We start from the raw sequence: 13,859 nt of genomic DNA, 5'->3' as shown, positions 1-13,859 counted from the left end.
CGTAGCTTTAGTAGCTCTTTTGGCGCTGAAAACTATCCTGTAACCACCTCTGAGTATCAAAGCTATGATGGGAGGCCTGTCCGCTTGGTATCTCCCTCTTCCTCTCCTTTTAAGCCCTCTCTTTCTCAGCCTCCTACCCAGTTCCTTTATCAGAACTCCTGTCATCTGCTTGATGACCTGTTGAAGGCCAACCAAATCTCTTATCCCGTTCTCCTTGAGGAACTCTCTTATTGATTCTCTGTCCTTGAGGATCATGTCACACCTCCTGTTTTCTCTTCTGTTTCTCTCCCTAATTTACACAAAATATTATACAGTACCGTTATTTCTTGGAAGAGTAGGTGCGGAATGTGGGTTTCAACCCTACCTATCTGCTCATCCTCTCAATCATCCTCAGGCCATCCCCGCCGAACTCCATTCTCCAATCCGTCTGGAAGTTCATCTCCCACCACACTCTATGATATCTCAGCCAAAGCAAGACCACCTCCTGGCACTTTACGTCCCTTACTTGACAGCCAAGGAAACGCATGTTAAAATTGCTCGTGTCATATCAAATCCCTTCCAAATATAGCTTTCCTATTGAGGGAAATCGGCCGGGTGATAACCTTGACGTTTAAGGGGATGATTCGGTTTATGCTTCGCCCCTTATATCGCCTCTTCTTCGTTCGGATGTTCAGGATATGGGAGAGGATGGGGTTTCACATCACATTGAATCACTTCTATCAGCCGATCCCCGACACGAGGTCGTTGAAAGAGGATCTGTGGTCACGCCGCTCAGAGCTTGTCGGCCTCAGGATGAATGAGCAGGCTCAGGTCGAACTTCTCGGGGAGTTCCTGCGTTTCAAGGGAGAATATGACCTCCTTCCCAGCCATCCGAACTTCGGGCCCGTGGATACCGAGATATTATACTGCATGATTCGATATTTCAAGCCTCAACGGGTGATCGAGATCGGATCGGGCCATTCGACCCGCATATCCGCCAGAGCGATACTGAAAAACGAAGGGGAAGGACACGGCTGCGAATTGATCGCTATCGATCCCTATCCGGATGATGAGCTGAAAGGCGGATTCCCCGGCCTTTCCAAGCTGATACCCGCTAAGGTTGAGGAGGTCGACCTTTCCGAGTTCGGCAGGCTGAGGGAGAACGATATACTGTTTATCGACTCAAGTCACGTTTTAAGAATAGGTGGTGACGTCCAATACGAGTATCTCGAGATAATGCCGAGACTCGCTAAAGGGGTCATCGTGCATCTACATGATATCTTCCTCCCAATGGAGTATCCCAGGGACTGGGTGTTGGAGATGTATCGGTTTTGGAATGAACAGTATCTGTTGCAGGCTTTCCTGGCCTTCAACGATGCTTTTGAGGTGTTATGGGCGGGGAGCTACATACATTTAAATTATCCTGAAAAGCTGGAGAGGGCCTTTGACTCATACGATAGAGGAAAGGTCTGGCCCAGCAGCTTTTGGATGAGGAGGAAACCATGAGACGCCTTGGGGGAACGATTCTCGTTTTGCTTTCGATCTATCTGGCATTTCATCCGACGATGAGCGATGCGAAGGTGGTGGACAGGATCATCGCTATAGTAAACGACGATGTGATAACGCTCGGCGACCTGAACAAGCTGGTGATCGACCGGGCGAGGGAGCTGGAGACGAGTTACAACCTCTCACCTAAGGAAGCCAGGGAAAAGGCCGAAAGCGAACGGCAGGATCTGCTACAGCAGATGATAGATCAATTAATTCTCGTCTATGAGGCCAGGCGACGGAAGATAACGGTTACCGAATCGGAGATCCAAGAGTATCTCAACGCCATTAAGTCTCAGGCAGGCATCACATCCGATGAGGAGTTCGTCAAGGAACTAAGGAAACAGGGTTACACCCTCAGGGGATACAGGGATGAAGTTCGTAAGAGGATCATGGCCGATAAGCTCCTCACTCAAGAGCTGGCTGGCAAAACGGAGGTCTCGGATGAAGAGGTGGAGAAGTTCTATCGGGAACACATGGATCAGCTCAAATCGGCCTCCAAGGAGAAAATCCATCTGAGACATATTTTCATCAAGCTTCCCTTTTCAGATGATGAGAAACGAAAGGCGTTTGAGAAGGCGACAGAGGCTTACAAGAGGCTCTCCTCAGGGGAGAAATTCGAATCCGTCGCCCGAAATTACTCCGACTCGAAGCAGATCAGACTCGGCTCCTTCAAGGCCCAGGAGCTTCAGATGCTCAACCCGGGGATCTATTCGGCGGCGCTGAAGCTCAAAGTAGGGGAGTTCTCCAAACCGATTGAGAGCCCGACCGGCTATCACATAATCAGGCTCGACTCCAGATCGGGCGATGAATTGGAGATCAGCGATATATTCATCGCCTATAAGCTTTCACCCCAACAGCAGAAAGCGGTAAACCGGAAGGTCGAGGAAGTGATCCGTAGGATCAGAGCGGGCGAGGATTTCGGTGAGCTGGCCAGAAGGTTTTCGGACGACGAGGCGACCAGAGAGAAGGGAGGAGACCTCGGGGTGAAATCCCTCGATGAGCTGGACCCCCTCATCAGAGGAAAGGTGGAGAAACTCAAGGCAGGCGAGGTCTCAGACCCGGTCTGGACCCCGTTCGGCGTGCATATCTTCAAGGTCGAATCCCGAACTATCGGAACGCTTTCAGATTACGAACGCGAACAGATAAGGAATTTCCTCAAGGAGAAGAAGTTCCAGGAGGAGAAGAGAAAGTTCATCGATAAACTTAAAAAGAGGATGTTCGTCCGGGTGATGTCCGACTTGTCCTCCGGTTGATCGCCCGGATATAATATGGAGACGGAGATCGGGAGACCGCGAGGGAATATTTCCGTGAACTATCCGGGGAGGATGAGATGTCGCGATTTTGTGAGCTGCCGATGTTTCATACGCCTGACGAGAAGATCAGGGAGATATTGACCAGGCACAAAACCGTGGCGATCGTCGGACTGTCCGGTTATCCCAGTAGGGACAGCTACAAGGTCGCCGAATATCTCAAGAGACAAGGGTATAAGATCATACCCATTAATCCCAGATATAGGGAACTTCTGGGTGAGAGGTGCTATCCATCCCTGCTTGACGTCACGGAGCCTGTGGAGATCGTGGATATATTCAGGAAGCCACAGGCTGTGCCGCAGATAGTCGAACAGGCGATCCAGAAGGGGGCTAAGGTCATATGGATGCAGAAAGGGATAGTTAACAACTCAGCCGCTGAAATGGCGATCAAGGCGGGATTGGATGTGGTTATGGACCGATGTATGATGGTTGAGCATATGGTCCTGAGGAAGAGGTGATGCAAAAGGGGATCTGGCTTTGGTTGGCTCTTTCGCTTCTGATCTGCCATTCCTTATATGCCGGGTTTAAGGTGCTGAGGGAGGAAAGGGATGAACTGATCCTTCGCTTTGAGCTCGGCGATTCCCCAGATCTCGCTTCCTCGGCGGTCGCCCTGCTTGGGATTCCTCCCGGTTCTCTCCCTTCCGTTTCAGTCATCGACTCGGAATCGATGCTCATCCCGAAACCGGATGAGGGGAATCGTCTCGCCTATGACGGGAGGATGTTCGAGTTTGGTCCTATCGGGTTTCTGAGGTTTCAGAGGATAGCTCGTCTGAAGGTCTATCCGGTTCAAGCCACGGGGAACGACAGGGCGAGGCTCTATAGATCCATAACCTTCAAGATCACCTTCCCCCCCGTCTCAACGCCCGGTTATTCAAGTATACCTGAGGATTCGCCCGCCTTTGAGTCGCTTTGCCGTTCGCTCCTGATCAATTACAAGCAGGCTAAAAGGTGGAGATACAGGATAAGGGGTTGGAATCAATATGATGTTTCGTCGGAATCCCCTCCGGCGGGGTGGATCAAGATCAAGGTCTCCAGGGATGGAATCTATGCCATCACTCCGTCGGATCTGGAAGGGTTGGGGGTGAGGGTGGATGAGATCGATCCCAGAACTTTCAGGCTGATCTGTCAGGGACATGAGGAGAGCATATGGGTCGAGGGCGAGGAGGATGGGAAGTTCGATCCGCAGGACAGGATCATCTTCTATGGTCAGGGAATCACGAGAAACAGATTCACCGATGAGAACGTCTACTGGCTCACTTGGGGAGGGAAGCCCGGGAGAAGGGCCGTTATCAAAGATGGTTCCATCAGAAACCCATCAGCGGTGGTCGCTCAAGCCTTCAAAACCCTCAAGCATTTCGAGGAGGACGTGATCCACGACCCGCTTGAGGATGTCACCTCTGAGCTGGCCGATCATTTCTTCTGGACGGAGTTCAACGGCAACTCGGAGAAGGAAAAGCAGAAGTTCATCCGGATCAGGCTTCCATATGCGCTTAAGAACAACAGGAAGGCGACCTTCAGAGCTCGGTTCCAAGGGGTTTCCTACAAGAACAACGCCCTACACTCCGTCTCCGTCTTCGTGAACTCCGTGCCCATCCTCCAGGCCGAATGGCGCAGACAGAACGAATGCATAGCCGAGTCCACCTTCGTTCAGAAATATGGGATGAGCAACGACAACACCGTCCTGATAGTGGCTCACGATCAGAACAACACGCCTGAAAGCAAAGCCGATTTCTACCTGGATTGGATCGAGATCGAATACTGGCGTTCCTTTGAGACCGATCCGAAGGGGCTTAAGTTCTCCTCAGATATAGACCCGCCCGTCACCGGCCCCGTCATATTCAAGGTCAGGGATTTCTTCACCCCCGATGTCGATTTCTATCAGATATCCGATAACGGGATAGTGGCGAGGATAATCAACACGAAGGTGGTTGAGGAGGGAAATGGCAGGTTTACGGCGATGATGGAGGACTCCATATCGCGTCTCAACACATACTACGCCGTGCCCAGCACCGGTTATATACGTCCAAACGAGATCATCCTGGATAACCCCTCTAACCTTCGAAACCCATCTAACAGCTATGATTACGTCATCATATCTCACAGGGACTTCCTCAAGCCGATAGGGAAGCTCGCCGATTTCCGCAGAAGCCAGGGGCTCGATGTGCTGGTGGTGGATGTGGATGATATATACGACGAGTTCTCACACGGCATATTTAATCCCCACGCCATAAGGAGCTTCCTCAGATACGCCTTTTTCAACTGGGCTAAACCCCCGACCTATGTCCTTCTGGTGGGCGATGCGAGTTATGACTATAAGGGAGCCGTAAAAAAGTATTATGAGAGGATAGGGATGAAGCTGAACATAGCGCCGATATTTGTCCCCACCTATCATAGCTGGGCGCCCGTGGGAGGCGAAGCGGCGATGGATCAGAAGTTCGTGGAGGTTAACGGGGATGATAGGCTCCCTGATATGCTCATCGGTAGGCTGCCGGTACAACGTCCTTCCGAGGTGGATGAGATAGTGGATAAGATCATCGAGTATGAGACCGAATCGCAATCGGATTACTGGCAGAACAGGATACTGGAGGCGGCCGATGATGATCTGACACACGCAGGAGATGATGAGTTCGAGAGGAGCAGGGAGAGGTTATTCCGAAACGTCATCCCGGTCGCATATGAACCGGTTAAGGTCTATCTCCGTAAGATAGGCTCGCCCATGAGGGCCAATAAGATGATAATAGATGAGATAAACAGGGGCGTCGTCATAGCCGAATATTCGGGACATGGCGGTAGTTGGACATGGGCGGATGAGAATATCTTCAGGGGGGATGATATCCAGCGTCTTTCAAACAAGGGGAAGTACCCGTTCCTTATCACAACCACCTGCCTAAACGGGTTCTTCGACATGCCGCAGAAGTTCGGGGAGAGATCTCTGGCGGAGGAGTTCATCATACAGAGGGATAAGGGGGCTATAGCCGTGCTCAGCGCATCGAGGCTTACCTTCGCCTACGCGAACTCCGCCTTCGATATGGTGCTCTTCAAATATATGTTCGATGTCGATCCCCCTGTGCTCGGAGCTATCATCAATCAGGCTAAAATAGAATTTATCAATACATCTATCGAGCAATGGGTTCCGGGCGCGGAACAATATATACTGTTCGGAGACCCCGCCCTGAGACTCAAGCTGCCGGATCTGAAGATAAAGACGGAGCTGGAGTCCTACTCCGTCGATCCTTCCTCACAACTCGTGGTCAAGCGAAATTACGTCTATGACAAGAAGGGCAATGTGGCGAGGTGGTTCAACGCCGATATTGAGGCCACGTTGATCTATCCCAACAACCTCGACGATGACCCCCAAAACGATATCCCGCCATCCCACAAGGTCGTCAACTGCTGGGACGGTCAGTTCGGCGATATAAGATTCAACATATCCCCGAGGGCCATACCTGGAGAGGGGATCGTGAGGCTCAAGGCCAAGGGGAAAGGCGGCGATTACGCTATAGGGGGCGTTAGATTCAGCATCCGATATCCTGTGATCCTGAAGGTATGGCATGAGATCACCGATAACTCCCTCATGGTTTACGCACGGGTTCAGGATAACGCCGGGGAGGGAGGTATAAAACAGGTCGAGTGCAAGTGGTATCTCACGACCGATTACCGATCGAACATCACCAGGATGGTCCTGGGCGATAAAAAGGAGATTTACAAAACGGAGAAACCCATACCCTTGCCCGAAACCGGATACTCGGTTCACTATGAGGTGACGGCCATAGACATGGACAACAGGATAGCGAGCAGCTCTGAGCGAACCGTGCCTGCCCCCGTAGGTATTAATCTGGCGATTTCATATCACGGCGAGGCCACTTCACCCAGGATAGGATATGAATATTCAAGGGAAATAGGCGGATGGATCATCTGGGCCGATTTCGAGAACAACGGCGATAAACCCATCAAGGTTCCCGTGCTGGTCTGTTTCTTCGACGGAGATCCGGATAAGAACGGGGACAGCACCGTGGACGTCGACGCCCAAATACTGGGCAAGGCGGTCATCCCCCCCGACTCATGGCAGGAGGCCAAGGAGGTGATGCAGAGGGTCAGGGTTGAGCTGCCGTTGAAAAGGCCTCTCGACTCCGGCGTTCACAAGATATACGCCTGGATCGATCCTGAGATGCCGGAATACGACCACGAGGATAAGGTTCAGGGGAGGATCAAGGAGCCATCCGACGTCGATAACGAGGGAGTTAAGCTTTTCGCCGTCAACGATTTCATCCTCGGAGATAGGGATGTCATCGGGGAAAGCATCGATAAGATCCTGACGCTTGAGATCCCTAAAAGCTCCGTCTCAGCCGAGACCAACCTCTCGGTGACCGCCCTGCCGGTGAGTCATAGCGATCAGCCCGATCTGTTCCCCGCCCTGATGCCTGTTCCGCTTGAAAGCAAGATGTTTAAACTTGAGCTGCGGTCCGGTTCGGCATCCCTTATCGGCCCGATCAGGATAAGCATGAAATATGATAGGAAGAAACTCGACGATTATATCCGTCAGAGATTAAACCTCGGCGATTATCTCACCACAATTCAGCGTAATCAGCTTAAATCGGAGATTAAACGGTGGGAGGAACATCTGGCCATATTCCGATGGGACCCTCAGCTTGAAGCATGGCGAAAGGTGAAGTCGTGGATCAAAACGGAGAACGCCTTCCACATCTCCCCCCCTGTCTCGCAGAATAGCTTCACCAGAAACCTGCTGTTGTCGAAGGTGATAGTAGATAACGCCATCACACCCGTCGGCGATTGGGTTCTCATGTTCCTGGATGAATCGAGATATATACTATTGCTTAAGCGAGAGGGATCGAACACCTTCGAAAGAGTGGAGGGAATCGGCAAGGTTGGAGATGTCTTTCGCAACGATATACTGGGTATCAGGATAATCCTCTTCGATACTAAGGGGGAAAAGCCACACCTCGGCGATACCTTCTGTTTCTCGACTGTGATGACCACCGGCAACAACGTGGGAATCATCAACATGAGGAACTATAACATAGGCGACGGAACCCCTATAATCGAACCGGTTGAGAATCCTACTCCCAGGAAAACCGGCAATTGGATCATCATCTTCCTCGATAAGATGAGATACCAGATCTTCGACGAATATGGGGTTCCGGTATCCACCGATGGAGGAGGAGCGATCGCCGAGGGGGAGATAGATAAGACGCTGACGCTGAGAAGTTTGGGGGTGAAGATTAACGTTGTGCCGGGCAGCCAGAGTTTCAAGGCAGGGGATAAGTTCATATTCAGGACCACCTATATCGGCGAGGTGGAAGCCGAGGTCGACCGCCTGGGATCGTTCACCTTGATGCACGGATTGGACGATACGCCGCCGGAGGTCAAGCTCTGGGTTGATGGTGAAACCCCGAAGCCCGGATCGGTCATCCCGCCCCGCCCACATATATCCATCCTGCTCGAAGATCCCAATTTCATCGATACCTCCTCTTTCAGGCTTCTAGTCAAGGCCGACCGCGGTGGGAAAGAGGGGAGTTTCAAGGAGGTATCACCTAAAGAGTACAGCATATCGGGGGAGGGAGAGGTCGTCCCCATCAGATATAACCCCATCCTGCACATCGGCAGATACACCTTCAGGATCGGCGTCAGCGATATGTGCGGCAATCAGGTCAAATCCGATCTGGGGGATTTCCAGGAGATGGTTTTCTACGTCGAAAAGGAACCGGACCTGTCGCCGCCGAAGATCAGGGTTTATGCGAACGAGAGGGAGATCTCAGATGGGGATATTCTGGACAGTCAGCCGCATTTCGTGTTGATCATCGAGGACGATCACGGATTGGATATCAAAACGCTGAGGGCCCGATTCGGCTCCGAGCTTGAGGGTCCCAGCGAGTTGAAGGAGGGGGAATATAAGCTGGATTTCTCAAACGCTCAGCCGGATAAAGCCATGCTTTTCTTCGAACCCGACTGTCCCAATGGCAGGTATGTCCTCCAAGTCGATGTGGCCGACACCAGCGAGAACAAGGCCTCAAGGGAATTGCACATCGAAATCAACGAGCCCGTTAGATTGGAAAAGCTCATCAACGTCCCAAATCCCATCTCCAAGGATACCGTCTTTTACTATTACCTCACACAACAGCCCGATGACGTTACGATAAAGATATATACGTTGGCGGGGAGGTTGGTCAGGACGATAGAGCACGCCTCGGCGGAGAGAAAATATAACGAGGAGTACTGGGATTGCACGGATAAAAACGGCAGACCGCTCGCGAACGGCGTCTACCTGTATAAGGTCACAGTCAAAGTCGGTCATAGGAAAATCGAGAGGATCGGAAAACTAGCTATTCTGCGATAAGATGATATATATCGAGTCGGTCTCTAAAAGGATAAAAGGGAAAAGGATATTCGAGGGTATAACGTTACGGGTTGAACCCGGGCAGATAGCAGGGGTAACAGGGCCGAACGGATCGGGCAAATCTCTCTTGCTCGAACTTGCCGCAGGTATAACCCGTCCGGATTCCGGCGCCGTGAGGGTCTTCGGGATCGATCCCTTTAAAAGATGGAACGAGTCGCTGAAGATCATCGGCTACCTCGCCCAGGATGATCTATCCCGCCGGATGAGAAGGATAAAGGCCATAGAATATCTGAGGTATTTGGGCTCTATCCACGGGCTTAGAGGGAAAAAGCTGAGGGACAGGATCGAAGCGATGGAGAAGCTCTTTGAACTGGAGGAGATGACCGATTGTCCAATCGAGAGGCTCTCCGCAGGTGAGAGAATAAGGCTCAGACTGGCCTGTGAGATCGTCCACGATCCCAAGGCGGTGATCCTGGATGAACCCCTCATACCGCTCGACGCGAGATGGAGGAAAATCGTTACCGATCTTCTGAAGGAACTGAAAAACATGGGTAAGGCGATACTGATAGCATCAGCTTATGGTGAGGAGCTAAAAGCCATATGTGACGTTCATATTTCCCTTGTGCCGAATAATTCATAGGAAGGAGGGAGGAAGATTTTAGAGGACTTCTTCTGGATGCTTGTGGATTTTCTCAGGAGCACGGCCGGAGCTTTAACGGTTATGGGATTGATAGCGGTCGGGGCGATCGGGAAGTTCATCCACCATAAGCTCCAGATACCGGGCCTGGAGATCGAGCCAATTCAGGAGGATACCTGGTTCGTGGACCGGGAGGATCGGAGGAGAATAGCCATGATCGTCTCCGTCAACCTCATCAATAGATCCGGCCGTGCTATAAAGATAACAAGGTGTAAGCTGAGCGGCTATTCGCCGAGGGAAAACCCTGACCCGATAAAGCTTAAAAAGGGTTCAGACGAGATCCTCATACCCTTCCCGCAGCACGAGCAGTTTTATCCAGGCAAGGAGGTTCAGGTCAATCCATACTCCTCTAAAAGGATCTGGCTCTATTATGAGTCACGGGCAACCCGACTTAGCAATATTATCGAGACTCCACTTGTGGTCAAAGACGACACCGGCAAGCGAAGATCGATTCATATCTCCATCCCAAGACGCATGGAGCAGATCATGATATATCGATCGATGTGATTACCGATCCTCAAATAATATCCCGTAAGTGTGCGGCATTCGGTCGCGCGGGCCACGAGACAGCTCGCCTTCTGCCATGCCGGATTCTATATGGACCAGCCAGCAGGTGGATTTAACATAAACTTGTCATCTCGGTAGAACACAGCTTATACCTCCTCACATGGTCTTTCCTCTGATTATTACCGCTGAGAGCGGGGAGATCCGCAAGACCGGTAATATCCACTTTTGGAAGAGCCATGAGATAAGCCGCTGGATCAACAGTGCGCGGCCTTGACACCTCATCCCCTCGCTGATACACTACTAGTGCGCCGTCATCTGATGTTCGGAGGCAGAGGGTGAATTTCATTCTTTCCAGGCCGCTCTGGAACGGAGCACTCATATTTACGCCGATATTTCTCATCATCATAGCGAGCTATCTGAAACTGAGAGGCCCGGAAGGAAAATACAGGGCGATCCTTGTGGCGCTTAAGGGATTGGCTGTTCTCACCCTCACCTTAGCGCTGCTGGAGCCAACGCTCATATTCAGCGAAAAGGTGCGTAGAAAACCCGAACTCATATTGCTCGTCGATACCTCACGCAGTATGTCGATCGAGGATGATGGGGAGAAACGGATCGATCGAGTTAAAAAGGCGCTTTCAAACGGGATACTGGAGAGGCTCAACGACAGGTTCGAGCTGCATGGCTACACCTTCGGTTCATCGTTGAGGAGTTCCTTGGACGTGGAAAAGCTGGAGGCAGATGATGACTCCACTCAGATCATCTCCTCGCTGTTTTCAGCGGTTAATGCATGGCGCGGCAGGCTGATAGCTGGAGTCGTGCTGCTGAGCGATGGAGCCGATACATCGGGAAGACCGCTGCCGCGAAAGTTTCCCGTCCCCATCTACGCTGTCGGGGTCGGATCGCCTAGACCACCTAAAGATATAAGGATAACCTCCATTTCCATCCCCCCGATAGCCTACGTGGGGCATACGACCGAAGTTAACGCCTTCATCGAAAATCTGGGATATGATGGCGAGAAAATTCAGGTGACCCTCAAGGGAAATGAAGATAAGCCGGAGGTGAGGAAGCTGACGGAACTCAGAGGACGAATAGTGCGGGTGAAGTTTCAGCTTAAACCATCTGTTGAGGGCGATTTCACGTATACCCTCTCACTTCCCACCTTACCCGGTGAGGTATCATCTGAAAACAACTCCAAGGTCTTTTCCCTGAAAGTCGTCAAATCCAAGTTGAGGGTTCTCCTCATCGAATCCACGCCCAGATGGGAGTTCGCATTCCTCAAAAGGGCACTTGAGGGTGATCCGAGCGTGAAGCCGGATTATCTCATACTCCCACGTCGAAAATCACCGGGAACGGTCCCCAGCCTGAAGGGATCAGTTCCCATAGAAGGGGGACTCGAAGGGTTGCCCGCCCCCGGCAAGCTAACGAGGTACGATGTGTTAGTGATCGGAGACCTGGATTCCTTATCGCTTACAAAGGGTGAGTTTGAATCGATCGTCAGATATGTCTCCTCAGGCGGAGGCGTGATATTCCTGCCCGGCAAAAACAGTATGGGCCCTAGAGGATTGACGGGTACACCTCTTGCCCGCCTTCTGCCCATATCCATTCCCCCACAGGGCTGTATCCTCCGCTCGGAGGAGTTCAATCCCACTCTCACCCGTGAGGGGATGTATCATCCTGTGGTGAGATTGGGGGGGACGAAGGAGGAAAACCTCGTCGCCTGGAAGAACTTACCGCCGCTTGAGGGGCTTTTCACGGGATTTTCGCCGAAGTCGGGCGCAAGTATTCTGGCGATATACAGGGTAGAAACCGATCTGCCCGTGGTGCTCTTCCAGAGATACGGCTCCGGGAAGGTGCTGTTCATCAACGGAGCCGGGCTTTGGGGATGGGATTTCAAGGTGTGGGGGGCTTTGGCCGGTCGGCCTAGGGACTCAAACACGCCCTACAGAAGATTTTGGGCTCAGGCGATAAGGTGGATCGGAACCAGAACCACGGCGAAGCTTGTCTCCGCTTCGCTCAGTAGGAAAATCTTCCAACTCGGCGATAGATGCGATCTGACCGTGCGGGTTTATGACGAAACCTTCACCCCCCTCAAAAACGCACAGGTTGAAGTGACGCTTAAAACCCCATACGGCAGGGAGCTGCCGCTGGAAGTTGAGGAGGTCGAAGGTACGGCGGGGGTCTATACCGTCTCTTATAAGTTCCTGCGCGAGGGTTCGTACCAGTTTAGCGTTCGAGCTCGATACGGCGGAGCAATGCTGGGTGAGGATTCCGTGAGGTGTGAAGTTCGAAGATCCACCCTGGAGTTCGAGAAACTTTACCTCGATGAGGGATATCTTAAAAAGCTGGCGGAGATATCCGGCGGCAGATATATCGGATTGAAGGATCTAGATCATCTGCCGAAGATGATCAAAACCAAGGATGAATTTATCACCCTTCAAAGGGAGAGGGAGATCTGGGATACCCCTCTATTGCTGGGCGTGGTAGCTTTGATCCTATCAGCTGAGTGGATACTCAGAAAAAGGAGGGACCTGATGTGAAGGTCAGATCTATCATCCTGTGTGCGATGATCTCGATGCTCATCACGGCGTTTATCTCCGCCGCTGCGGAGGCCAAGTTTACGATCGCCAGGATCAAATATTCAGGTGGGGGAGATTGGTATGACAGCAGAACCACGATCCCTAACTGGCTTAAAGCGTTAAGGGAAAGGGTGGGAATCGATACGGCTGAGGATCAGGTCGTCCTATCCCTCACTGACAGGCGAATATACAGATATCCTCTTATCTTCATGACCGGACACGGCAACATCAAACTGAGCGATGATGAGGTTCGGTCGTTGAGGGGGTATCTGACACATGGCGGCTTCCTCTTCGCCGAGGACTCATACGGTATGGATAAAAGCTTCAGACGGGAGATAAAGAAAGTCTTCCCCGAGGGGGATCTAGTTCCGGTGCCGGATAATCACCTGATCTATCACTGCTTCTACGACCTTCCAGGATTGCCTAAAATCCACGAGCATGACGGCGATCCGGCTCAGGGATATGCCATATTCTATAACGGTAGAATGGTCGTTTTTTATTCCTTCAGCGCGGATATCAGCGACGGGTTGGAGGATCCGGAGATACATCACGATCCCCCTGAGGTGCGTGAGCAGGCGATACGTATGGCGATCAATCTCGCGATCTACGTGCTGACACATTAATTCGTTAAGTGTAGCGGAGATGCAAAAACAGGTTAAGGTTTAGGCTGAGGTTAAGATGGTCAAGGGTCGAGAGTCGAAAAATGGTCTAGTTTTCGTCCCTTGACCCTTCGTGAAAGGGATAGGACGTTGATTGGCACCGTACGGGCGAAGAATCTTTCGCCCCATTCGCATCAAGTTAAGAATCGCCAAGAGCAAGTAAGATCTGAAAAGTTGCCGGATGAGCACGACGTTTGTTCATGCGACATGTTTGCTCTATCAACTCCT

9 protein-coding genes are annotated in these 13,859 nt (G+C 51.6%); 8 read left to right on the top strand and 1 reads right to left on the bottom strand.

The features are described 5' to 3' along the window. Positions 1-255, bottom strand: a 255-nt coding sequence (locus J7M22_00620; protein ID MCD6505101.1) for a hypothetical protein, incomplete at its 3' end; no start/stop codon positions are given. Positions 256-618: 363 nt separating this feature from the next. Here J7M22_00620 and J7M22_00615 point away from each other — a divergent pair. From J7M22_00615 to J7M22_00580, 8 genes are all read left to right on the top strand, one after another. Beyond that, positions 619-1,485, top strand: a complete 867-nt coding sequence (locus J7M22_00615; GenBank protein ID MCD6505100.1) for a class I SAM-dependent methyltransferase — start codon at positions 619-621, stop codon at positions 1,483-1,485. Then, on the top strand, positions 1,482-2,780 hold the full coding sequence (locus J7M22_00610; protein ID MCD6505099.1) for a peptidylprolyl isomerase: 1,299 nt from the start codon (positions 1,482-1,484) through the stop codon (positions 2,778-2,780). Before J7M22_00615 ends, J7M22_00610 begins: the two co-directional genes overlap by 4 nt. A gap of 101 nt (positions 2,781-2,881) precedes the next feature. Beyond that, the gene (locus J7M22_00605) at positions 2,882-3,295 is read left to right on the top strand and encodes a CoA-binding protein (protein ID MCD6505098.1); all 414 of its coding nucleotides are present in this window, start codon (positions 2,882-2,884) and stop codon (positions 3,293-3,295) included. Beyond that, entirely contained in the window at positions 3,295-9,192 is a 5,898-nt protein-coding gene (locus J7M22_00600) for a T9SS type A sorting domain-containing protein (GenBank protein ID MCD6505097.1), read from the top strand. Before J7M22_00605 ends, J7M22_00600 begins: the two co-directional genes overlap by 1 nt. Before the next feature lies 1 nt (position 9,193). Next, positions 9,194-9,832, top strand: a complete 639-nt coding sequence (locus J7M22_00595; GenBank protein MCD6505096.1) for an ABC transporter ATP-binding protein — start codon at positions 9,194-9,196, stop codon at positions 9,830-9,832. A gap of 36 nt (positions 9,833-9,868) precedes the next feature. After that, entirely contained in the window at positions 9,869-10,396 is a 528-nt protein-coding gene (locus J7M22_00590) for a hypothetical protein (protein MCD6505095.1), read from the top strand. Between the two features lie 335 nt (positions 10,397-10,731). Next, positions 10,732-12,933, top strand: a complete 2,202-nt coding sequence (locus tag J7M22_00585; GenBank protein MCD6505094.1) for a hypothetical protein — start codon at positions 10,732-10,734, stop codon at positions 12,931-12,933. 26 nt (positions 12,934-12,959) lie between these two features. Then, complete coding sequence (locus J7M22_00580) at positions 12,960-13,595, top strand: DUF4159 domain-containing protein (GenBank protein MCD6505093.1); 636 nt, start codon at positions 12,960-12,962, stop codon at positions 13,593-13,595. Positions 13,596-13,859 lie beyond the last annotated feature (264 nt).

The organism is Candidatus Poribacteria bacterium (genome assembly GCA_021162805.1).
In the GTDB taxonomy this organism is placed as follows: Bacteria; Poribacteria; WGA-4E; order B28-G17; family B28-G17; genus JAGGXZ01.
Note: the sequence above shows the minus strand (reverse complement) of the source record. Positions and strands in the feature narration are given on the sequence as shown.

Coding starts and splice junctions, on each gene's coding strand:
- J7M22_00605 (MCD6505098.1), top strand. CDS start 2,882: ATGTTTCATACGCCTGACGAGAAGATCAGGGAGATATTGACCAGGCAC.
- J7M22_00580 (MCD6505093.1), top strand. CDS start 12,960: ATGATCTCGATGCTCATCACGGCGTTTATCTCCGCCGCTGCGGAGGCC.
- J7M22_00595 (MCD6505096.1), top strand. CDS start 9,194: ATGATATATATCGAGTCGGTCTCTAAAAGGATAAAAGGGAAAAGGATA.
- J7M22_00590 (MCD6505095.1), top strand. CDS start 9,869: ATGCTTGTGGATTTTCTCAGGAGCACGGCCGGAGCTTTAACGGTTATG.
- J7M22_00610 (MCD6505099.1), top strand. CDS start 1,482: ATGAGACGCCTTGGGGGAACGATTCTCGTTTTGCTTTCGATCTATCTG.
- J7M22_00600 (MCD6505097.1), top strand. CDS start 3,295: ATGCAAAAGGGGATCTGGCTTTGGTTGGCTCTTTCGCTTCTGATCTGC.
- J7M22_00615 (MCD6505100.1), top strand. CDS start 619: ATGATTCGGTTTATGCTTCGCCCCTTATATCGCCTCTTCTTCGTTCGG.